Origin of the sequence: Clostridium aciditolerans (assembly GCF_016316925.1) — a bacterium.
Classification (GTDB): Bacteria; Bacillota; Clostridia; order Clostridiales; family Clostridiaceae; genus Clostridium_AM; species Clostridium_AM aciditolerans.
Genome location: NZ_JAEEGB010000004.1, coordinates 52,683 through 76,235, shown reverse-complemented (window position 1 = coordinate 76,235; position 23,553 = coordinate 52,683). Strand labels below are relative to the sequence as shown.

Annotated in this window: 24 protein-coding genes and 1 tRNA gene; 1 reads left to right on the top strand and 24 read right to left on the bottom strand. The window is 31.0% G+C overall.

Translation table 11 applies throughout. The features are described 5' to 3' along the window. Positions 1-62: 62 nt before the first annotated feature. From I6U51_RS03110 to I6U51_RS03085, 6 genes are all read right to left on the bottom strand, one after another. Positions 63-1,130 carry a M24 family metallopeptidase gene (locus I6U51_RS03110; RefSeq protein WP_211141138.1) on the bottom strand — a complete coding sequence of 356 codons (1,068 nt, stop codon included), beginning with the start codon at positions 1,128-1,130 and terminating at the stop codon, positions 63-65. Between the two features lie 599 nt (positions 1,131-1,729). Further along, a tRNA-Sec gene (locus I6U51_RS03105) sits at positions 1,730-1,826 on the bottom strand. Between the two features lie 134 nt (positions 1,827-1,960). Further along, positions 1,961-3,868 (bottom strand): selenocysteine-specific translation elongation factor, encoded by a 1,908-nt coding sequence (selB, locus tag I6U51_RS03100; protein ID WP_211141137.1) that lies wholly within the window; start codon positions 3,866-3,868, stop codon positions 1,961-1,963. A 27-nt stretch (positions 3,869-3,895) separates the two neighbouring features. Next, the gene (gene selA / locus I6U51_RS03095; RefSeq protein WP_211141136.1) at positions 3,896-5,281 is read right to left on the bottom strand and encodes an L-seryl-tRNA(Sec) selenium transferase; all 1,386 of its coding nucleotides are present in this window, start codon (positions 5,279-5,281) and stop codon (positions 3,896-3,898) included. A gap of 19 nt (positions 5,282-5,300) precedes the next feature. Then, entirely contained in the window at positions 5,301-6,335 is a 1,035-nt protein-coding gene (gene selD / locus I6U51_RS03090) for a selenide, water dikinase SelD (RefSeq protein WP_211141135.1), read from the bottom strand. Positions 6,336-6,670: 335 nt separating this feature from the next. After that, positions 6,671-7,270, bottom strand: a complete 600-nt coding sequence (locus I6U51_RS03085) for a helix-hairpin-helix domain-containing protein (protein ID WP_211141134.1) — start codon at positions 7,268-7,270, stop codon at positions 6,671-6,673. Between the two features lie 125 nt (positions 7,271-7,395). Between I6U51_RS03085 and I6U51_RS03080 the strand changes: the two genes are divergently transcribed. After that, positions 7,396-8,622, top strand: a complete 1,227-nt coding sequence (locus I6U51_RS03080; protein ID WP_211141133.1) for a D-alanyl-D-alanine carboxypeptidase family protein — start codon at positions 7,396-7,398, stop codon at positions 8,620-8,622. A 36-nt stretch (positions 8,623-8,658) separates the two neighbouring features. On the opposite strand, the gene I6U51_RS03075 is transcribed toward I6U51_RS03080, so the two are convergent. The 18 genes from I6U51_RS03075 to minD all read right to left on the bottom strand — a co-directional run bounded on the left by I6U51_RS03075 (position 8,659) and on the right by minD (position 23,543). Beyond that, positions 8,659-9,561 carry an RluA family pseudouridine synthase gene (locus I6U51_RS03075; protein ID WP_211141132.1) on the bottom strand — a complete coding sequence of 301 codons (903 nt, stop codon included), beginning with the start codon at positions 9,559-9,561 and terminating at the stop codon, positions 8,659-8,661. 200 nt (positions 9,562-9,761) lie between these two features. Further along, complete coding sequence (locus tag I6U51_RS03070; RefSeq protein WP_178906019.1) at positions 9,762-10,142, bottom strand: RidA family protein; 381 nt, start codon at positions 10,140-10,142, stop codon at positions 9,762-9,764. 124 nt (positions 10,143-10,266) lie between these two features. Next, the gene (yqeK, locus tag I6U51_RS03065) at positions 10,267-10,833 is read right to left on the bottom strand and encodes a bis(5'-nucleosyl)-tetraphosphatase (symmetrical) YqeK (RefSeq protein WP_211141131.1); all 567 of its coding nucleotides are present in this window, start codon (positions 10,831-10,833) and stop codon (positions 10,267-10,269) included. 41 nt (positions 10,834-10,874) lie between these two features. Next, positions 10,875-11,486: a nicotinate-nucleotide adenylyltransferase gene (gene nadD / locus I6U51_RS03060; RefSeq protein WP_211141130.1), complete on the bottom strand. Its 612-nt coding sequence runs from the start codon at positions 11,484-11,486 to the stop codon at positions 10,875-10,877. Positions 11,487-11,501: 15 nt separating this feature from the next. Continuing rightward, positions 11,502-11,792: a ribosome assembly RNA-binding protein YhbY gene (gene yhbY, locus I6U51_RS03055; protein ID WP_211141129.1), complete on the bottom strand. Its 291-nt coding sequence runs from the start codon at positions 11,790-11,792 to the stop codon at positions 11,502-11,504. Positions 11,793-11,901: 109 nt separating this feature from the next. Next, positions 11,902-13,179: a GTPase ObgE gene (obgE, locus tag I6U51_RS03050; RefSeq protein WP_211141128.1), complete on the bottom strand. Its 1,278-nt coding sequence runs from the start codon at positions 13,177-13,179 to the stop codon at positions 11,902-11,904. 393 nt (positions 13,180-13,572) lie between these two features. Beyond that, positions 13,573-13,875: a 50S ribosomal protein L27 gene (gene rpmA / locus I6U51_RS03045; protein WP_178906014.1), complete on the bottom strand. Its 303-nt coding sequence runs from the start codon at positions 13,873-13,875 to the stop codon at positions 13,573-13,575. A 3-nt stretch (positions 13,876-13,878) separates the two neighbouring features. After that, positions 13,879-14,205 (bottom strand): ribosomal-processing cysteine protease Prp, encoded by a 327-nt coding sequence (locus I6U51_RS03040; protein WP_211141127.1) that lies wholly within the window; start codon positions 14,203-14,205, stop codon positions 13,879-13,881. 2 nt (positions 14,206-14,207) lie between these two features. After that, positions 14,208-14,522 carry a 50S ribosomal protein L21 gene (rplU, locus tag I6U51_RS03035; protein WP_211141126.1) on the bottom strand — a complete coding sequence of 105 codons (315 nt, stop codon included), beginning with the start codon at positions 14,520-14,522 and terminating at the stop codon, positions 14,208-14,210. Between the two features lie 139 nt (positions 14,523-14,661). After that, positions 14,662-16,101 carry an Rne/Rng family ribonuclease gene (locus I6U51_RS03030; protein WP_211141253.1) on the bottom strand — a complete coding sequence of 480 codons (1,440 nt, stop codon included), beginning with the start codon at positions 16,099-16,101 and terminating at the stop codon, positions 14,662-14,664. Positions 16,102-16,182: 81 nt separating this feature from the next. Continuing rightward, on the bottom strand, positions 16,183-16,896 hold the full coding sequence (locus I6U51_RS03025) for a TIGR03936 family radical SAM-associated protein (RefSeq protein WP_211141125.1): 714 nt from the start codon (positions 16,894-16,896) through the stop codon (positions 16,183-16,185). Then, positions 16,865-18,721, bottom strand: a complete 1,857-nt coding sequence (locus I6U51_RS03020) for a TIGR03960 family B12-binding radical SAM protein (protein WP_211141124.1) — start codon at positions 18,719-18,721, stop codon at positions 16,865-16,867. Before I6U51_RS03020 ends, I6U51_RS03025 begins: the two co-directional genes overlap by 32 nt. Positions 18,722-18,794: 73 nt before the next feature. Further along, on the bottom strand, positions 18,795-19,649 hold the full coding sequence (locus I6U51_RS03015) for a site-2 protease family protein (RefSeq protein WP_211141123.1): 855 nt from the start codon (positions 19,647-19,649) through the stop codon (positions 18,795-18,797). Positions 19,650-19,666: 17 nt separating this feature from the next. Next, positions 19,667-20,455 (bottom strand): M23 family metallopeptidase, encoded by a 789-nt coding sequence (locus I6U51_RS03010; protein WP_211141122.1) that lies wholly within the window; start codon positions 20,453-20,455, stop codon positions 19,667-19,669. A gap of 301 nt (positions 20,456-20,756) precedes the next feature. Beyond that, positions 20,757-21,137 (bottom strand): methylglyoxal synthase, encoded by a 381-nt coding sequence (gene mgsA / locus I6U51_RS03005; protein WP_211141121.1) that lies wholly within the window; start codon positions 21,135-21,137, stop codon positions 20,757-20,759. Between the two features lie 13 nt (positions 21,138-21,150). After that, positions 21,151-22,269: a rod shape-determining protein RodA gene (rodA, locus tag I6U51_RS03000; protein WP_211141120.1), complete on the bottom strand. Its 1,119-nt coding sequence runs from the start codon at positions 22,267-22,269 to the stop codon at positions 21,151-21,153. A 194-nt stretch (positions 22,270-22,463) separates the two neighbouring features. Beyond that, the gene (gene minE, locus I6U51_RS02995; protein ID WP_211141119.1) at positions 22,464-22,733 is read right to left on the bottom strand and encodes a cell division topological specificity factor MinE; all 270 of its coding nucleotides are present in this window, start codon (positions 22,731-22,733) and stop codon (positions 22,464-22,466) included. A gap of 12 nt (positions 22,734-22,745) precedes the next feature. Further along, a complete protein-coding gene (minD, locus tag I6U51_RS02990; RefSeq protein ID WP_178906004.1) occupies positions 22,746-23,543 on the bottom strand; it encodes a septum site-determining protein MinD in 798 nt (265 codons plus the stop codon). Between the last annotated feature and the right edge of the window lie 10 nt (positions 23,544-23,553).

Below are 23,553 nucleotides of genomic sequence, written 5' to 3'. Positions count from 1 at the left end.
TAAAGCAAGGATTTCTGTTTTTCGAAAGTCCTTGCTTAATCGTTATTAATCTCTAAGTATTTTTATACACAAATTAAATCTTTGGAAGACTTAGTTAGTCTTTCATTTCCTGTCTCAGTTACAATAATTGTATCTTCTATTCTTACTCCACCCCAATTAGGAATATAAATTCCTGGCTCTACGGTAATAATACAATTCTTTTCTATTATCCTATCTCCATTTTTCCCAAGGAAAGGCTGTTCATGTAGCTCTCTTCCAACACCATGTCCAATACCAGGATAATAATATTCAACATAATCTTTTACAATTTCTCTTATTTTATCATCAGGTGCTTTTGATGTAACCCCTGCCTTTATTGTATCTAACCCAACTTGCTGTGCTTTTTTAACAATATTATATATTTCTATCTGTTTTTCATTCGCAGTACCAACCACTATAGTTCTTGTCATGTCAGATGTATATCCCTTATACAATGCTCCAAAGTCTAAAGTAACAAAATCACCTTTTTCTATAACTTTATCATTTGGCTTTCCATGAGGCAGAGATGTCTTTTTGCCGGAAATTAATATTGTTTCGAAACCAACCCCACTTGCTCCATTTGATTTTATTATGTATTCTAATTTAGCAGCTACTTCATTTTCTGTCATTCCAGGTTTTATAAAGTTTAATATATCTTCAAAGGATTTATCTGTGATTCTAGAAGCTTCCTTTAATATTTCTATTTCTTCTTCATCTTTTACATATCTTAAATCTTCTATTACATTATTAGTAGGAATAAGCTCAACATCAGGCATACTATTTTGAAGTTTATCATATAAGTCATAAGAGGTTGTAGCTCTTTCAAATCCTAGTTTCTTTATACCATTACTTTTGCATATTTCCTTAACTGCATCTACAATGCTTGTCCCAATCTTTTGCCAATTTACTATTTGAAAACCTTTACATTCCTCTTGTGCAAGTTCAAAAAATCTTCCATCAGTTATAAAAAACTGATTATCTGTACCTATTAACGCATATGCTGATTCATCAGAAAATCTACTTATGTAATTCACATTAGCTCTTTTTACTAAAAACAAAGCATCCCATTTATTATCTTTTAATATCTTTTGCGTTCTATTTAGCCTTTCCATTTTGCATTCTCCTTTTATTAAATGTTTTGTAAATATCGACCAATTTGATTATATCATAACTTCTTTCTGTTAGAAACATCAAAATGAAATTCAACCTTTATTTTTGTATTTATATTAAAAAAAATTTAGTTATGGTAAAATTATATCAATTTTATTAGTTAAATATTTTATAAATATGAATTTTAGATGGTTCAAAATTATCAATTTAGCATTAAATATATTTTTCAATAAAATAGCGTTCAACCAGATTATATGTTTTTTCCTAAGCTATAGGTGTTTACGCCTTAAGTCGCTTTTTATTACCTCTTGCGCTCTTCTTTCTAAAAAAATAAGTACCAGTATTTCTACTAGTACTTCAGAAAATATGTATTTGTAAAACAATAAGCACTAGTACTTCACTAGTGCTTATATCAAATATTTATTTCTTTAGAGAATCTTTCCTCTAAGCTTTTATTAGCTTAGGACAATTATTATTATATTTTCCAATTATTACAAAATCATGACCAAATTGTTACATTTCTGTATATCTTAAAAACAAAAAAAACCTCTAAACTTTGTAACACATTAATATTACTAGCTTAGAGGTTATCTTTTTAAATTGGCGGGAATATGTGGGAATCGAACCCACCCGTCGTGGTCTTAGCACGGCAGAACGGTTTTGAAGACCGGCAGGCACACCAGCACCTATCTACTCCCAAATCTAATTACATAAAGTATTATAATTTATAAAAATTATTATGTCAACATTTTTCAGCATTATATAACATCACATTATGTAATTAATTGTATTACTTTTAATAATACCTCAATAAGTATAGAAAAATATGATTTTAATAAAGTACTCTCTTATCTTCTAATCTCTTAGTTAACTTTATGCTGTCAAAGTGTTCTATAAGTGACATAGCATATTTTCTACTTGTATCTAGTTCGTCTCTTAGTTGTGCTAAAGTTATACTTCCGTTATCTGTTATAAATCTTATAATTAGGTCTTTTACTTTATTATAATCTTCTAAAAGGAAAAAACAATCTTCAGATACCTTAATCAAAGCACCTTCATCCATTATAGATTGAAAAACCATTTTAAAGTTTTTACTGTCATTTTGTTCAGCCTCAAGTTCATTGTACTTTGGCGGTGAAAATTTAGCGGCTTTAAATGCTTTTATAATATTTTCCCTTATCAACTTTTGATCTTTTGTATAATTTATTGTAAAATCAGGTAGTGAAATAAAGCTGCCATGCATGTTTATAGTCTGAGAATTTATAAGCATTTCGATCATCTGATCATAAATTTTCTGTTTTATTGCTTTTCCAAATATTTTATTTTTTATTTCTTCTTTCGATATTCCCCACTTAAGCGGATTTTCTTTGTGATATTTATTTAATATATTCTCTAGTTCTGCTACTTTTTCACTAATAAATTCACTGTGAAGATATATAGCTTTATCACCAGTATCAAATTTTACTATCTTTTTATCATTAATTAACTGTTCTAGATTATTCTCAATGTTTTCTTCATTTTTTCCTAAAGCTTTTAATATATCTACAGCTCTCGGATATCCTTCACTTAAATTTTTGATAGTGTTTTCTAATATGCTTTCTGTTTTTCCACTTTCTTTTATCTTTAGCTCTTCTATATATTCTTTGTTAAATCTTTTTGCTTTTTTAGCAAGAGGTTCAATAATAGATCCTCCACCTATAGTATCCATAGGAGAATAGCTTCTAATTACATACCTATCATTTCTCTGAGCAGTTAGAGGATTCTCTAATCTCAATTGTACGTATGCTTCTTCTCCAGGTTCTACTTGCTCTTTATCCAATATTACTACTCTACATATAATCTCGCTAGTTCCATGATAAAGTCTTACTCTCTGCCTATTTTCTAAAGGTCTTGGTGCACTCTTTAAATAATATAGCTTACAGTCAACCATTAGAGATGGTTCCATTAAGTTCTCTACAGATACTACATCTCCTCTTCCAACATCACTAACCTTTACGTTTGCTATATTTACAGCACATCTTTGGCCCGCTTCTGCAATTTTTGCAGGCTGATCATGTATCTGAATTCCTCTTACTTTAGATACAACCTTTGATGGATAAACTTCTATAGTTTGACCTTCCTTAATAGAACCACTTATTACAGTTCCTGTTACTACTGTACCAAAACCACTTACAGAAAAAACTCTATCTACAGGAAGTCTAAAATGTCCCTGCGTATCTTTAGCTTCAACCTCTTCTGTAAATTCATCTATATTTTTTATAAGTGCCTCTAATCCAGCGCCAGTTTTAGAAGATACAGAATGCATAGGAGCATCCTCAAGAAATGTTCCCTTGAATTCCTTTCTAATATCTTCTTTTATCATTGTAAGCCACTCTTCATCAACTAAATCTGCTTTAGTGAGAACCACTATCCCCTTCTTAACATCTAATAATTGAAGGATTTCAAAATGTTCTCTTGTTTGAGGCATTATTCCTTCATCTGCTGCTATTACTAATAAAACTATGTCAATACTGCTTATACCAGCTAGCATATTCTTTATAAACTTTTCGTGTCCAGGTACATCTATAATTCCTGCTCTTTTCCCTGATGGTAGATCAAAGAATGTAAATCCAAGATTTATAGATATTCCTCTTTCTTTTTCTTCTCTCAAAGTATCTGTTTCCCTGCCAGTTAAAGCCTTAATGAGAGTAGTCTTTCCATGATCTATATGTCCAGCTGTGCCAACTATAATATGCTTCATAATTTACCACCCGCTCTCCCTATCCTTTTAATCCAGTGCATCAAAAGCATCAACGATTGTATCAAAATCCTTATCAAAAATGGTTCTCAAGTCTAAAACCACTTCATTATTTGATACTCTAATTATTATAGGTGTCTCATTTTCCCTTAACTTTCTTTCTAATTCCTGCGGAGAAAACTTATCACTTTTAACTTTTATGACATAAGTTTCGATTCTTTCCGCTGGCATCGATCCCCCGCCTACCATGGAATAATCTTCTTCTAAAGCAAATTTAAAATTATTTACTTTATTTTGAAGTTTTCTCTTAAGCCTTTGTGCTCTCTTTTTATGTTCCTCTTTAGAACTCAGTATCATATGTAGTGTAGGTATATTTTTTACTGCTTCACTTTCATCTAAGTAGTATTTAAGAGTTCCCTCTAGTGCCGCAAGAGTCATTTTATCTATTCTTAATGCCCTCGTAAGCTGATTTTTTTTCATTTTATCTATATACTTCTTTTTACCTATAATTATACCTGCTTGCGGTCCCCCAAGCATTTTATCTCCACTAAAGGTTACTACGTCAGCTCCTTTTCTGATACTTTCTTGTACAGTTGGTTCGTAGGTAAATCCGTATTTAGAAAAGTCTACTAGCGTACCACTTCCTATGTCCTCAATTACTGGTATATCCTTTTTATTTCCAATCTCAACCAATTCCTCTACGGATACATCTTCTGTAAATCCAAGAATTTTAAAGTTAGATGTATGTACCTTTAATAAAACACCTGTATTTTCATTTATATTATTTTCATAATCATATAAATGAGTTCTATTGGTTGTTCCTACTTCTACAAGCTTTGCTCCACTAAAAGTCATAACATCAGGTACTCTAAAAGAACCTCCTATTTCAACTAACTGGCCACGAGAAACAATTGCTTCTTTATCCTTGCATAAAGTATTTAACGCCAGCATAACTGCTGCTGCATTATTGTTTACAACTACTGCAGCTTCTGCACCAGTTACTTTTTTAATAAGTTCCTCTACATGACTATATCTTGAACCTCTTTGACCTTTTTTTAAATCATATTCAAGATTATTGAAGTTGTCAGCTACATTAATAACGTTTTCTAAAGCCTTTTTAGCGAGTAGTGATCTTCCTAAATTTGTATGTATAACTACACCTGCTGCATTTATAACTTTTTTGAAATTTGAACCTTTTTTATCACTTAAAAGCTCTAAAAAACTTTTTAGAATATCTTCCTTTGAATATTCCTTTATATCATCCTTTAATATAAGATCTCTGTAACTATCTATAGTTTCTCTTAAGGACTCAACGACGATAGTCCTCATTGTAGAACTTAATTCATTAACTACAATTTCTTCTTTTAAGAGTTCATCTATCTTAGGTAGATTTCTCAATAATTGATTTTTTTCCACTTTATCCCCACCTTTTAAGCTATTCTATTATTATGTAATTTTCACCTTGCTGTGGTATTACTTCCCCTATAACTGCTGATGGTATTTCTAATTGTAAAAGTTCCTTCATCATTTTATCACTTTCTTCTTTTGAGCAGGTTATCAAAAGCCCTCCTGATGTCTGAGGATCAAATAATATATCTTTCATCCACTCTGGCGTATCATTAAATTCAAATTTACCTTCTATATATCTTCTATTGTTGTAAGAACCTGCTGGCACAAGACCCATCTCTGCATATTCTTTTGCCTCTTTAATATAAGGTATTTTATCTTTATATAATCTTAATGTAACCCCTGAGGCTGATGCCATTTCATATCCATGCCCCATTAGCCCAAAACCAGTTACATCTGTACATGCTGAAACATTATAATTTACTATTATTTCTCCTGCATACTTATTTAATGTGGACATAACTTTTACTGCCATATCATATGCTTCTTTAGATGCTATTTCTCCTTTTATAGCAGTGTTTATTATTCCAGTACCTAATGGTTTAGTTATAATAACATTCTCTCCAACTTTTGAACCAAAGTTTTTCAAAATTTTATTTGGATGAACCATCCCCATTACAGATAACCCATACTTTGGCTCGTCATCTTCTACTGTATGACCACCAATAACTACTGCACCTGCTTCAATTACCTTATCTGCTCCACCTCTTAATATTTCACCTAGAATATCTATAGATAAACAATTCGGAAAACACACTATATTTAAAGCTACTGTGGGCTTACCACCCATTGCATAAACGTCACTTATAGAATTCGCTGCAGCGATTTGACCAAAAGTATAAGGATCATCTACTACAGGCGTAAAAAAATCTAATGTTTGTATAACTGCCATTTCGTCATTTAATTTATAAACAGCTGCATCATCAGAGGTTTCTATTCCAACTATTAAGTTTTTATCTTCCATCTTAGGTAATTTACCTAGTATTTTTGATAGGGTCTCCGGCCCTATTTTAGCCGCTCATCCTGATGTCTTCGTTAACTCTGTAAGCCTTTTTTCTGTCATATTGACACCTCCCGTCAAAATTTTTCAAGTTTTACTTTATTATATAATACTTTGCTTATTTTTTAAACAATTTACCTATATTCTATAAAAATAATACGACGTATTATTTTTTAGAGGACAGAGGACAATTGACAGAGGACAGTGAAGGAGGATTTTTCTCCGCTACACTACGAAAAATCTTTAAATTTATATAAGTTAGCGATGTTTTACTTTAGCAAAACAAGCCTAAAAAAATAAATTAGTTTTCTGACGTAAGGAAGAAAACTCACCTTCACTGTCCTCTGTCCTCTGTCAATTGTCCTCTGATAAAAATTTTGCCTCGCAAAATTTTTATATTATCTAACATCCATTTTATCTTTCATCTTATCTAGAGTTTTCTCTCCTATCCTGTCAATTTTTTTTAAATCTTCGACGGTTGAAAAATTACCATTTTTCTCTCTATACTCAATAATTTTTTGAGCTGTGACATCTCCTATACCCGGAATAGTTTTCAACTCCTCTTTTGAAGCAGAATTTATATTTATCTTGCCTCCTTGTGCAGAACTAGTACCAGCTGATGATTGTGTAGAATTACTAATAGCATTAGCTTGACCTTCAACTTTTTTATCTACATATATGTAGTCTTCATCTCTTAATTTTTTTGCTAAATTTAGTTTAAACCTATCCGCACTCTCAGTAAATCCTCCTGACATCTTTACTAATTCCTCTATTCTACTATCATTTTTTATTTTGTAAACTCCAGGATTCTTTACTTCTCCATTTATGTATACTGTTATTTCTTTATTATCTTTACTTTCTATAGAAGTTGTTTCATTAAATACTTCTTTACTATTTAATTCTTTAGACGGTTTTGATATATAATATCCAACACCTAAAAATATGGCGAATATAATTAGTATGATAACTGAACCAATAATTTTTTTCTTATTTCTCATTTTCCCCTCCTAATATATGATATTTTACTTATATATTTAGATTATTGACAGGTTTATAAAAATTCTGTCGCATAAGCTGTCTTTTTTTGATATAATTATGATTAACAATGTTTTAGGAGGCTAAAATGCGAAAATTAATAACCTTTATAGTATCGTTTATGCTTATTTTTTCAAATATTAACTATATAACCTTTGCTAAAGATAATCCACCAGCTGTATCTGCAGATGGTGTTGTTTTAATGGATGCTCAAAGCGGTGAAGTACTGTATGCAAAAAATGCGTATGGAGCTTATCCTCCTGCGTCTACAACCAAACTAATGACTGCACTTTTGACTTTAGAAAAAACCAAACTAGATGATGTAGTTAAGGTTGGTAAAAATCCTCCATTGGCTGATGGAAGTAAAATATATTTATTTGAAGGTGAAGAATTAAAGGTTCAGGATTTATTATATGGTCTGCTCCTTGTTTCTGGTAATGATTGTGCAGAAGCTCTTGCTGAACATATAAGCGGGTCTACTGATAAATTCGCAGAAGAAATGAATAAAAGAGCTTTAGAACTAGGATGTAAAAATACTAACTTTGTTAACCCTAGTGGTTTATATAATGATAAACATAAAACTTCTGCTATGGATTTAGCTCTTATAATGAGAGAGCTGTCAAAGCATCCAGAGTACACCAAAATTGCTACTACAAGTTTTTATAAAATACCAACCACTAATAAGAGTTCATCGGAGCGTCCTCTATGGAATGAAAATAAGTTAATACAAAAATCTTCTAACCTTTATTATGAAGGTTGCCAAGGTGGTAAAACAGGATATACTGTTCAATCTCAACATTCTTATGTATCCTGTGCAACAAGAAATGGTCAAACCCTTATAGTAGCTTTAATTCATGATAAGGAAAAGACATTTTTCCCAGATGCCGCCGCTTTATTTAATTATGGGTTTAATAATTTTGAGCTTGTTCGTTTATTTTCTAAAGGAGACTTAGTAACAACTTATACTAAAGATGATGATAATATACCTTTGCTTGCTTCCACTGACTTTTATTATGTTAAGGAGAAGGGTAGCAATCCTAATACTAAATTTGATGTAAATAATAAAAACTTATCTGATAAAAATTTCAAACAAGGTGATATAGTTAGTGAAGCAACTATCACCTTAGATAATAAAAATATTGGTACTTTAAAACTATCAAGTGGAAATAATCATCAATTAAAACAAGTATTTCAATCTAAATTACTTGAAGGTAACTTTTTAAAACTTCAATATATAATACCTGCTATAATTGTAATCTTTGCAGTGCTTATATTAATCTTAAAAAAACTTAAATTAATTGGTAAAAATTTATAAAATAAGGAGCTGATGATTTTAGCCTTTTGCTTATCATCAGCTCTTAATTTTATCTAATAGTTCTTTCATATCTTCTGGTATATCTGTCTCTAAATTTAAGATATCTCCAGTCCTTGGATGTGGAAATTTTAATTTATAGGCATGAAGGGCCTGTCTTTCTATATAATCACTATCATCCTCAATTCCATATAAACTGTCTCCATATAACGGATGTCCAAGATGAGTTAAATGTACTCTTATTTGGTGTGTTCGGCCTGTTTCTAAAGTAAGCTCTACCAAATCACCTTTATTAAAGCTTTCTACTACTTTAAAATGCGTTACACTTTCCTGGCCTCTCTCATCTACAATTCTTTTTATAGTATCTCCGCCAGTTCTATATATAGGAAGATTAATAGTTCCCTGTTTTTCTTTCATATTACCATGCACAATTGCTAAATAACTCTTTTCAAAATTCTCATTGCTCATGTCTCGTGCCAGGGCCATATGCGAGAACTGATTCTTAGCTATCATAATTAATCCTGATGTATCCATGTCAAGCCTGCTTACTAGTCTCACAATACAGTTCTCGCCTTTTTCTTTAAAGTAGTATAATAGTCCATTAGCTAATGTTCCATTAGGATAACTCTTTGTAGGATGAACTACTATTCCTGGTCGTTTATTTACTACAATGATATCAATGTCCTCGTAAACCACTTCAATATCCATTTTTTCTGGATCTATATTTTGACCTTCTTCTTTAGCTACATTAAACCCTATTTCATCATTATGCTTAACTACATAGTTTAACTTAGTTATTTTTTCATTTACAGTTATCCTTCCTTCTATAGCTGCACCTTTTATAAGCCTGCTGGATAACTTTTGTTTAGATTTTAGATATTCTCTAAGTTTTAGTCCTTCATCTTCAGCTGCAACCCTAAATATAAGCTTATTTTCCTTCATGTTATTTCCTCACAATTAAGACACATCAAATTAAATAACGAGACAAAACATAATTTCCCACTGGCTTGCTATTTATTTGAACGTGACTAATATCAAATATAAAATTATTTTTAATATATACAGAATTTCAAAGATTTCCAGGCTTTGAGTCCTATATAAAAGAGTGAACTTTAAAAGTTCACTCTCATATGTAAGTTAGATTACTCAGCTAATGCAATTACTTCTATTTCAACTAAGGCATCCTTTGGAAGTACTACTTGCACACATGATCTTGCAGGCATATCTTTTTGGAAATACTTTGCGTAAATTTCGTTAACAGCAGCAAAATCACTCATATTCTTTACGAATACAGTTGTTTTAATAACTTTGTCTAATGATGTTCCAGCTGCTTCAAGAATAGCTTTTACGTTTTCTAATGATCTTTCAGTAGCTTTTTGTACATCTCCACCAACTAAATCACCAGTTGCTGGATCTAGTGGAATTTGTCCTGATGTAAATACTAAGTTTCCAACTTTAACAGCTTGTGAATAAGGTCCTACTGCTCCTGGAGCATTTGTTGTGCTTATTATTTTCTTTTCCATAATTATGAATCCTCCTAATATTTTAATAACATAAGTAAGTTAATACTTATTATCTCTTTATTATAAATTTCTCCAAACACTACTATTATATCAAAATCTTTGGTTTTGTATATAAATTTTTAAATTATTTTATAGAAAGTACATAATTTCTAGCTTCTATAGTATCAAAATGCAAAAGTTGCCCTCTATCAATGACAAATTTTATAGTATTATCAAAAGACTTCAGCAGTGCTTTATCTATATTTTTAAAAGCTATATTTCTCAATTCTTCAACCCCCGGAAAGTTTCTCAAGGGTTCTATATAATCAGCTATATATATTATTTTATCAAGCATACTCATATTTTTTCTTCCAGTAGTATGATAAGCAATAGCATTAAGGGTTTCTTCATCGCTGATACCCATTATTTCATTAGCGAGTATTGCTCCAACTGTCCCATGAATTAGCTGGGGACTTTCTTTACATACTTCATCTATTCTTATTTTATGATTCAATGCTATATTCAATAGCTGTTCATCATTCATATTTTTAGCACAATCATGTACCAGGCCAGCTATTTTTGCTTTTTCAATATCTACATTATAAATTTTCGCTAGTTTAACTGCTGTATCTCTTACACTTAAACTATGCTCATATCTTTTATATTTAAGATTCTGTTTTAAATAATCTTGAATTCTATCCTCGCTCCACATCCCTTAATCACTCCAAAATAATTAATTACAAATAATACAACTCACCTTATATCAAGATAAAGATTTAATTGTTTAATAGTATTATAAACGCTTTCCGGCAAAAGATAACTTACATTCTTTTCTTTCATTACAGCATTTCTTATATTAGTTGATGAAATATCTAAAAGAGGTACATCTAGGAATATTATCTCGTTAGCATATCTTTTTTCAACCTTATTTTTCTGCTCTTGTATATTTTTCATACTGTATCCCGGTCTGTTAAATACTATAAATTTACAAAGTTTAAAAATCTCCTCAGAATTTTTCCAATTATCAATATCCATTAGACAGTCCACACCGGTAAGAAAATGCCATGCTGTGTCTGGCTCAATATTGTTAAAGTATTTTAGTGTCTCATAAGTATAGCTCAGATTAGATTTTCTTATTTCATAGTCACTTATATCAAATCGTTCTTCCCCTCTTGTCGCCATTTTTACCATTTCATATCTTAAGAATCCATCAGTTATGGTTTTCCCAAGTTTATGTGGAGGATTACCAGAGGGCATAAATATTATTTTATCTAATCCAAGCTTATACAATGCTTCGTAAGCTATATAAAGGTGTCCATTATGAATAGGATCAAAGGTTCCGCCAAAAATAGCTTTCTTAATCATATATTCGCTCCTGCTTTATGGCAACTCTATTCTCGGGTTCTTTTTAGATCTTCTATAAAGCACAATTTTATTTCCTATACTTTGAACTCCTTCACACCCTAATTCACTGCAGATTTCATCTGAAGCCTCTCTAGCACCATACTCACTATTGTTTAATATAGATACTTTTATAAGTTCTCTAGCCTCTAAAGCATCATCTATTTGTTTTAAAAAATTTGCCTCTATACCATCCTTGCCAACTTGAAATATAGGATTTAGCGTATTTGCTAAAGATCTTAAATAACTTCTTTGCTTGCTTGTAATCATATTTTTCCTCCTTTTGTCGTAACACTGAGCAATTAAATCACTGGGTTGCCTAGCCAGTTTCCTAGGCTAGGCAGCCCGTTAAAGCCCATTTAGGGCTTTAACCTCCAAATTATAATAAAAATTCAAATTCAAAATCATTAAGTCTAACAAGATCTCCATCTTGAATTCCCATTTCTACAAGCTCTTGCATAACACCTTTATTTGCTAAAACTTTATGGAAATATCTTAATGCATCTGGGTCATTTACATTTACACTAGCTAATAATCTATCTACAAAGCTTCCTTCAACAACAAATATGCCTTCTTCTTCCTCTTTTATAGTGTAAGTAAATTTCTTTTCTTCAGGTACAAATTTATCTTCTTCACTTATCTCTATATCTTCTATAGGAATAGTGCTTAGTATTCTCGCAGCTTCTTTCATTAAATCCTCTACTCCATTTTTAGTTGCTGCGGATATTTTAAATATTTTGTCATATCCTAATTCTCCAACTTTTTTCTTAAAATCTTCAAATATTTCTTCATCATAAAGCATATCACTTTTATTTGCTGCTATTATTTGAGGTCTATCCCAAAGTTTTATACTATATTTTTTAAGCTCTTCATTTATCTTTAAGAAGTCTTCAAAAGGATCTCTTCCTTCTACTCCTGATATGTCAACAACATGTATTAAAAGTCTTGTTCTCTCTATGTGTCTCAAAAACTTTATTCCAAGTCCTACTCCTTCTGAAGCTCCTTCTATTATTCCTGGAATATCAGCAATTACAAAGCTTGGAACTCCTGGCATATCTACAACTCCAAGATTAGGATTTAAAGTAGTAAAATGATAATTAGCTATCTTAGGTTTAGCCTTTGTCACTACTGAAAGTAAAGTGGATTTTCCTACGTTTGGGAATCCCAGTAGACCAACATCTGCAAGAACTTTAAGTTCTAAGGATACCCATCTCTCTTCACCAGGCATACCTGGTTCTGCAAAATCTGGCGCCTGTCTAGTAGCTGTTTTAAACCTTACGTTTCCTCTTCCTCCTCTTCCTCCTTTTGCTATTACGTACTCATCTCCTGAATGAGATAAATCAACCATTATTTTATCAGTAGCAATATCTCTTACTACCGTTCCCATAGGAACCTTTATATATAAATCTTCTCCGTCCTTACCAAAACATTTAGAGCCTTCTCCATTGCCACCTCTTTCTGCTACATATTTCTTTTTATATGTAAAATCTAAAAGAGTAGTCATATTTGGATCTGCTACAAGAATAATATTTCCTCCATTTCCTCCATCTCCTCCATCAGGTCCACCTAAAGGTATATATTTTTCTCTTCTGAAAGAAATAGATCCATTTCCTCCATCTCCTGATTTTACAAATATCTTGGCTGTATCTACGAACATAAGTATTCACTCCTTTTTATAGTTAACTACTAAAATTTTTGTGCATATATGCATTTAAATATTATTATTCCCATAAACTGAATCCATAAAAATATATATGAATGCTTTACGCGATTTCTTTCAAATTTATACGTTTATATCTTAAAAGTTAATTGAATATATTGTTAGCTAAACATTACTTTTTATATAGCATTTTTAAAAATACCTATAAAGACTATGTTAATTTTATTAATAAACTCAAACTTATTCTTCTCTAATATCCTGTTTATATAATACCACAAAATTTGCTAAAATTATTGTTCTTTTGTGGAATTTTGTTCAATAAGTTGATGATTAAACCAACTCTTAAAAGCTTTAAAAAAGCACCCTGTTTAAGGGTGCTTTATGTTAAAACTATTCTGCTATTGCTTCTTCAACAACTACAGGGTATACGCTAGCTCTTTTCTTATCTTTTCCAACTCTTTCGTATTTAACTACTCCGTCGATTTTAGCGAAAAGAGTATCGTCACTACCTTTGCCTACGTTATTTCCTGGATGAATTCTTGTTCCTCTTTGTCTAACAAGTATGTTTCCAGCTAAAACGAATTGTCCATCAGCACATTTAGTACCAAGTCTTTTGGATTCACTGTCTCTACCGTTTCTTGAGCTACCTACTCCTTTTTTATGAGCAAATAACTGAAGGTTCATAAGTAACATGTACTACACCTCCTCTACTTTAACTTTTATATATTCACCGTAATTTAATTCTACACTTTTCAAACCAAGTAACATAGTTTCCATAAGCACTTGACACTCTTTTATCTCATCAATAGATAAGTCTTCTAATGAAAAGCTTAGAAAGCCATCATCTATAGAGTAATCAATCTTTAACTTTAAAACTTCAACTATTCCTATTAAAATAGTTTGAGATATGCTAGAAACAGCGCAGCATACTAAGTCGTATCCTTCATCTACTGATTCTGCATGACCTTTTAAAGCAACTGAAACCAAATTACAAGATTTTTTCTTAAACTCTACAGTAACCATAATTAAGCATTAATTGCTTCTATTTGAAGTTTTGTATATGGTTGTCTGTGTCCTTGTTTCTTTCTGTAGTCTTTCTTTCTCTTATACTTGAAAACAAGTATTTTCTTGCCTTTTCCTTGAGCTAAAACCTTAGCAGTAACTTTAGCTCCTTCAACTACAGGTTTTCCAACAACTAACTCTCCATTTTCCTTGCTTACTACAAGAACATTGTCAAGTTCAACTGTTGTATCAACTTCAGCGTTTAACTTTTCAACGTATATAACGTCTCCTTGTGCAACTCTGTATTGCTTTCCTCCAGTAACTACAACTGCGTACATCAAAACACCTCCTCTATCCAGTCTCGCCAATTAAGGTACATAAACAATCTTAAGAATGCCTGCTTATGATTTACATAACCTTCTCTGTGCGGTCTACAAATGCCATTCTAACATATATATAGTGGCTTGTAAAGTTTTTTTATCCATAAACTTTAAAAATCTGCAGGTTTTCTATTTGATTCATAAATATTAGTGGTTCAACTTTAAAATGTTCTCCTTTAACATAGTTAATATATACTTTTTTATCTAATGCACTTATATTTTTAATAAAGCTTAATATGTCTCCTTCTATATCCTTTTTGTAGTTTTCATCTAACTCAATATATAAATCTTTTATTTCTCTTTGTTCATCAATTCTAAAAACTTCATTTTTTATAAGCATGCACATATAAGATAGCTTTATTCTTTTACCTTTTCCACTGCATAAACCACAATCTTCTTCTATGTATTCATATATAGATTTTCCTGATCTTCTCCTTGCAATCTGAACTAGATTTAATTCAGTAAAAGGATATATTATGGTTTTATTCTTATCTCCAAAAAATCCTTCTTTTAATAAATTTAATATCTTTTGTTTATTATTTTCATCATCCATATCTATGAAATCTACAACTATAATTCCGCTTAGATTTCTAAGTCTTATCTGCCTTGCAACCTCTTCTGCTGCTTGGTAATTAGTAATATATGCTGTTTTTTGTATTGAGCTTCCTTTAACATTCTTACCAGAGTTAACATCTATAACATACATTGCTTCCGTTCTATCAATAATTATGTACCCTCCACATTGAAGAGGAATTTTATTGTTTCTTAAACTTAATATCTCTCTTTCAATACCATAATAAGCAAATAAGGTTCTGCTCTCTTTATGAAGTTTTATATTAATTTTTGCATCAATTATACTGCGGGAAAATTCACTTACATAATTATAATCTTCTTCATTGTCAACATATATCTTTAAATTAGTCCCACTTAGCTTATCTCTTAATACTCTTCCTAAAATACCACCATCATCGAATAATAGACCAACACCAGTAGAATATTTAGCCTTATTGCACATATTCGAATATAAATCATAAAGCTTATTTAGTTCTTCATTTATTACATCTATTGGAACCTCTACTCCATTAGTTCTTATTTTTACACCTATACCTTTAGGCTTTTTTAAATTTTGGGCAATATAATTTTTTATATTATTATCAGTTATTTTTTTTGAAAAACTTATATCTTTATTAATAGTTTCTAGCACACAATATGTTCCTGGCAAGCTTAGTACATTGCTAACTTTAGCTCCTTTGCTCCCCAAGTCTTCCTTGATTACCTGTACTAATATTTCTTCACCTTTTTTTAATTTTGTATTTTTGAACTTTTCATCTAAATACATATATACATTTTTTTTATGGCCTATATCTATAAAAGCGCATTTTATGGCAGGTACAATATTCTTAACTATACCTTTATAAATCTCCCCAGGATAGGGTTCGCCAGTTTCTTCTTCAATTAAGCACTCCTTTAGTTCATCCTTTTCTTTTATTGCAATTCTTAAAAGTTCCTTTTGTCTTTCTATAAATATTTCTTTCAACATATCCACCTTCTTTTCTGTAAAACAAGGCCTATAATTTAACGGTCGTTAAACTATAAGCCAAAATTTGGACTAGAAATCCTATAGCATCTTTGCATATTTGTATAGAGGAACTAATTTCCCTTTCATCAATGCATACATTTCTTCTCTTTTTATATCCACAAAAGCATCAACTTTTGCTTCTCTGGTGTTTTCTTGAATGAATTTTGCTAAAAGTTCCGCTGATAAATTCTCCTTACTTCCACAAGAAACAATTGTATGTATCATTAAAACATTATCAACTATTTCATATTTAAGTTCTTTTATCATGGATCTTATATTAACTTTGCTTTCTCCGCTTTTACTTTTCTTTATAGTTTCCCATTCATGAGTACTTAGTAGCTTTTCCATATCTTGATTCAAAAGTTCTACACTATTATATTTTATCTTTATAGTGTACTTTGCTGCATCAATTGCCGCCATAGACTTAAAAACTTTTTTATTTTGCTCTTCTTTTATTTTTACAGCTTCAAATACTTTTATACCCATAGGTGCACTTAAATTTAATTTTTCCGTTATTGTACTTTCCTCTAACTCTTCATCAAAGGCTACATCAAGATAGTCTCCTGAGGAATAAACTCCTACTGCCAACGGTTGTGCTAGCGACATATTTATATGAGGATTAAATCCTTTAGAATATTGAACTGGAAGTCCTGATCTTTTCATCATTCTCTGGATTGTTCTCATTAAATCTAAGTGAGCTACAAATTTTATACTGTCTTCTTTACTGAATTTTATTAAATATCGCACCGTCAAAGCACTTCCCTTCCAACTTAGTGTTTACTCCACAATTTGTACACCCCATTCTACAATCAGGTGTTAGCTCTGCTTTTTTTGCCATTTCATTTTCTCTTATTAAGAACTCTTTGGAAACCCCTATATCTAAGAAATCCCATGGAAGTATCTCATCATAACTTCTTTCTCTATATGCATAAAAATCTCCATCTACTCCACATTCTTCAAAAGCTTCCATCCATGCATCATAGTTGAAATACTCTGACCAACCATCGAATTTAGCTCCTTTTTCAAAAGCCTTTACTAAAACATCACAAACTCTTCTGTCTCCCCTTGCAAATATAGCTTCTAAATAGCTCACAGGAGTTTCATGCCAATTGTAAGAAATACTTCTGCTTTTTATAGCTCCTCTTAATGCTTTTATTTCTTCCTTCACATCTTCCATTCTTATTTGTGGCACCCACTGGAACGGAGTAAAGGCCTTAGGAACAAATATAGAAGTGCTTACAGTAACCTTTAACCCTTTCTTTCTCTTATCTTTTGGAACTTTAAAATACTGATCTGTTACTTTTTCAGCCAAATCTGCTATGCCTATTACATCTTCAATAGTTTCATATGGTAATCCTATCATAAAATATAGTTTTATTGTGGACCAACCAGATTCAAAAGCATTTTTTACTGAATCCATTAAATTCTGCTCAGTTACCCCTTTATTTATAACATCTCTCATTCTTTGTGAACCCGCTTCTGGCGCAAAGGTTAATCCTGTTTTTCTAACCTTTTGTATTTCATTTATTAAGTCCACAGAGAAAGAATCTATTCTTAATGACGGTAGAGATACCCCTACTTTTTCTTTTTCATACTTCTCTATAAATTTATGAATTAAATTTTGTAAATCTGAGTAATCACAGATGCTTAGTGATGTTAATGATACTTCTGGATATCCTGTATTCTTTAAAAGCTCTTCTACTGTTTCTAAAAGTTTATCTGTGCTCTTTTCTCTCACAGGTCTATATATCATCCCTGCTTGGCAGAATCTACATCCCCTAGTACATCCCCTAAAGGTTTCTAAAGTTATTCTATCATGTACTATCTCGGTATAAGGAACAATTAAATTCTTAGGATAGGCTACATCATTAAAGTTCTTTATTATTCTCTTTTTAACTACTGCTGGTACATCATCATATAGAGGTTTAAATTCTTTTATTGTTCCATCTTCTTTATATTCCACTGAATAAAGTGATGGAACATAAATCCCCTGTATATGTGATACCTCTCTTAAAAATTCTTTTTTACTCTTACCCTTATACTTTCTATAAAGATCCATAATCTCTTCCATTTGCTCTTCTCCTTCGCCTATAGCAAAGAAGTCGGCTATATCATAAAGCGGCTCAGGATTATAAGCACAAGGACCTCCACAAAATACAATAGGATCATCCTCTCCTCTTTCTGAAGCCCTTATAGGTACACCAGCTAAATCCAACATATTTAGTATGTTAGTATAACTCATTTCATATTGAAGGGTAAAAGCAATAAAATCAAAGTTATTTATAGGATCCTTACTTTCTAACCCATAAAGAGGAATGTTATTTTCCCTCATCTGTTTTTCCATATCAGGCCATGGAGCAAAAACTCTTTCGCAATAAGTATCCTTTCTTTCATTTAAAATATGGTAAAGAATTTTCATCCCCAAATGTGACATTCCTACCTCATAAACATCTGGAAAACAAAATGCAAAACGAATATCTACTTTATTTTTATCTTTATTATAAGAATTTAACTCTCCACCTATATAACGCGCAGGTTTTTCTACTTTAAACAATATATCATCAGTAACCTTATTCATTGAAAATCCTCCTCTTGTGTATATCACATTTTTATATTCTAACATAATAAATTATAAATTTAAAATATAATTTTCATCTTTCGTTGTTTTCTATTTTCATAAATTCTTTTATGGTAATATTCCCGTAGGTTTTTAAAGCACTAATTATCTCTTCCTCATAAATTATGTCCATAACTTTCATCTCTTCATCTAAAACTGTGAAAACATTATATTTATTTTTATCAAATAGAGCCATTACACTTAATAAATCTTTTTTATAATATATAGAAGTATTCTTATTTTCAATATAACCCCTATATATAAATTTATATTTCTTTTTTATAATATCTCCCATAATTATATATGATATCCTTTCCTTCTCTTTAAGCGATGATATTATAATAAATATACCTATTATTCCTATACTAAAAATATTATTACCCTTTAAGAATAACAATACATAAATAAGCATAATTACTGATCCAATAATTATACTCGTAGTAATCATTATTTTATTAGACTTTCTATACATAAGTTTAAAATTTAATATATCTCTTAATATTCTTCCACCATCTAATGGGAATGCAGGAATAAGGTTAAATAATCCTATAGCCAAATTTCCTTCAAATAACATATAGAATTCCTTACAGGGAAATTCCTTATGTAAAATAAAAAAAACAATACATAGAACTAGATTTGCCATAGGACCAGATATAGATATAATTAAATCTTCTTTTGGAGATGCCTCATCAAGTTCTCTAAACCTTAATGCCGCTCCAACAATCATAAGTTCTATATCAAAACCGCAAAAATTATAATATCTAGCAACCAAATAATGAACAAATTCATGAATAATAACAATTAAAAAAGAATAAATTAGTTGTCCTTTGTATCCTATAGCAATTAAAAATATTATATAAGGAATAAAATATCTACTTACCTTAACCACAGAATTACCTCTATACATTACTTTTTGGCTATCTTAAAATACTCATCTGGATTTTTATTTTCTCCCATGTATAAAAGCTCAAAATGAAGATGCGGTCCAGTAGATTTGCCTGTATTGCCACTTTTGGCTATAATCTGACTCTTTTTAACCGCATCTTCTTTTCCCACAAGTATTTCATTTAAATGTCCATATTTAGTTTCTATGCCATTGCCATGATCTATCAGAATGTACTTACCTAACTCTTTATCCTCACCACAAATTTTTATTCTTCCATCATATGAGGCTTTTACCTCTGTATTTTCCTTAACGTCAATATCTACTCCCTCGTGAAACTTTTTTTCTTTTGTTATAGGATCCTCCCTATATCCAAAGGGAGATGTTTCTATTCCTGCAATCGGAAGTACAAATTCATTTTTAATTTTGTTATCAACAGTTTCAGTTCCAGTAACTTTACTTCTTATTTCCTCAATTATATTAGTAATCTTATCCTGAAAATTTTTAATATCTATATTTTTGCACTTCTCTTTTAAATTAGTATATTCATAGTTCTGATTTAGAATTTGTTTAGAATAATTGTATACTGCCTGAGTTTTAGGCGTCACTATTAGCTTACAGCTTAAGACAATGATAAAGAGAATAAGCACCCCTACTAAGTCTCTCATTATTCTTGATAGCCAATAATTTTTTTTAGATTTCCCTATATTATTATAGTTAAAGCTTTGATTATAAGATGGAAAATACCTTGTCTTGCTGCCTTTTTTTAAAGAATTATAATAACTTTCGTACTCTGAATTATAATTTCCCATAGATAAAATTGCCCCCCAATTTTTATTAACAGGATTCTTGTTTTCAGGTGAATTTTAAATTCCATCTGAAGCTTGGAATCCATTATCCATGATCGTATCACCACTTTATTAGTGGCGGTACACATCGGATAAACTGTTCGTATAATATGACTTCACATAGTTGCTGATATATTATATATATTTTAAAATCTATGGTTTTATGACTTTAAGATACCTAAACACTCTTAGTTATCTATACAATAGGGCAATACTAATCTAAAAAATAAGCTCTAGCAAATTAATTGCTAGAGCTTGTACCAAATTACTTAGATTCTTCACGATTTTTTAATGCCTTTACAAAAACTTCTGCTGATCCTAAGTTGGTTGCAAGGGGCACACAATGAACATCACATATTCGGAGTAATGCATTAACATCTGGCTCATGAGGCTGAGATGTAAGGGGATCTCTTAAAAAAATTATAAAATCCATCTCTCCTTGTGCTACTTTTGCACCTATTTGCTGGTCTCCCCCAAGAGGACCTGAAAGGAATCTATGAACTTTTAATCCAATAATTTCAGTTATAAGACTTCCTGTTGTTCCCGTACCAAATAATTCATGCCCTTCAAAAAGGTCTCTGTATCTTTTTACAAATTCTATCATATCATCTTTCTTTTTATCATGTGCAATAAAGGCAATTCTCATAACATTCATCCCCCTAAAAATTGATTTTCTTCTTTCTCATTCCTATATTTAGAACAAGTCCTAAACTCATGAAACCCGTTAGCATAGAGCTGCCTCCGTAACTCATAAAGGATAACGTAATACCGGTTATAGGCACTAATCCTATAGTCATACCTATATTTTGTAATATAGAAAACAGCATAGTAGAAACTACACCTACACAAATCATAGATCCAAATCTATCTTTAGAATTTTGGGCTATCTTTATAAATTTATAGATAATTATTCCATAGAGCGCTAACAAAATTATTGCTCCAACCAAGCCCCATTCTTCTCCTACAACAGAAAAAATAAAATCTGTATGAGCTTCTGGAATGAATCCTCCCGCTATCTGGGTGCCTTTTAAGAATCCTTTACCAAAGATTCCACCAGATCCTATTCCTATTTGAGACTGCTTAAGCTGGTAACTAATGCCTAAGTCATATGCATCTGGATTTATAAATGAAATTAATCTGTTTTTCCAGTAATCCTGCATTAGAGATGAATTCCAGACTATAGCAATAAGTGCAATTAAACTCATAAATCCGCCGCCTATTATTTTTAAATCTAAACCAGCTGCAAAAAATATTCCTAGGACGATAAAAAAGCAAACCATAGTCATTCCCATGTCAGGTTGAATTACTATTAAAAGCATTGGAAGCGCAGCATAAGCAGCTAATTTAAAGAAATTTTTCACATTGTTAATTTTCCCATCCATACTGTCCAATTGCTTTGCAAGCATTATTATCATACCTAGCTTGGCAAACTCGGAAGGCTGCATAGAAAATCCTCCTATTTTCATCCAAGATGAAGCTCCATTGACAGTAGATTTAAATATCGTATCATTTAATATAAGTAGAAATATCCCAAACCAATATATTATATTAGCATAGCCCTGAATTATCGAATAGTCAAATACTAAAATAAAATAAGTAAGTATTAATCCTACAACTAACCAAATAAGCTGATTTCTCATAAAAGTGTTTCCATATCTCAAATGCGTAGCACTATATATATTCATGGTTCCAAATAATACTATAAGTACAACAGCTATTATGACTGTAAAATCTAATTCTCTTAGAAGTTTTCTACTAATAATTATTTTATTGAGCATACTAATTTATCCCTCCAATACAAATATGATTATACCATATAAAAAAAAAAAATCTATGAACAATTTTATCCGATATATTTAAAACTCCATCTGATACTAAGAACTCTGTTTATCCAATAATTAACGCCTCTAATACCCCATCTTACGTAAAATGGGTACTAGAGGCGTTAGTCTTTGAAAACAGTATATGTAATTTATTTATTTATTTTCATTTTCTTAATTGGTATGCTCGCAATTAAAGCTGGAGATTCTCCTTGAAGTTCCTCCATTTTAGTCATCTTTACATCGATTTCTTCATCATCAATTTCAAAATATTTAGAAATAACCCCTAATATATCCTCTCTTATAGACTCTAGTATTTCTGGAGAAACATGAGCTCTGTCATGTATTAAAATTAATTTCAATCTTTCTTTTGCCATATCCTTAGGGGAAGGTTTTTGAGAAAATATTTTAAATAAATCCATTTTACACCCTCCCTACTTAATACCAAATAATTTTTTTATTGATGAAAATATGCCCTCATTTCCCTCGCTCAGTTCAATAAAAGGAACTGTTTCACCAGTTATTCTTTTTGCTATATTTCTAAAAGCTTGTCCTGAAACCGCTTTATTATCTAAAACTACAGGCTCCCCTTTATTTGTAGAAATAGTAATACTTCTATCATCTGGAACTACTCCAATTAGCTTTATTGCTAAGCTGTCGAGAATATCATTTACATCTAACATATCCCCATTTTTAGTCATTTGATAATTTATTCTGTTTACAATTAATTGATGGTCTTCTAATCCTTTAGCATCTAATTTTCCAATAACTCTATCCGAATCTCTAACTGATGTTACTTCAGGATTAACTACAATCAATGCTCTATCTGCACCTACAACTGCATTCTCAAATCCCTGTTCAATACCTGCAGGGCAGTCTATTATAATATAATCAAATTCTTTCTTTAATTCGTTTACTAAATTAAGCATTTGCTCTGGTGTTATATCATCTTTATCTCTAGTTTGTGCTGTAGGGAGCAAGTATAGATTTGGAAATCTCTTATCCTTTATTAGCGCCTGTTTTAATCTGCATTTATTTTCCACTACATCTAAAAGTGTAAAAACGATTCTATTTTCAAGTCCCATTAAAACATCTAAATTTCTTAGTCCAGTATCACCATCTACAACAACAACACTCTTGCCAATGGCTGCCAGTGCTGTTCCTATATTAGCTGTAGTGGTAGTTTTACCTACCCCGCCTTTGCCTGATGTTACTACAATAGCTTCTCCCATTTGTATTACC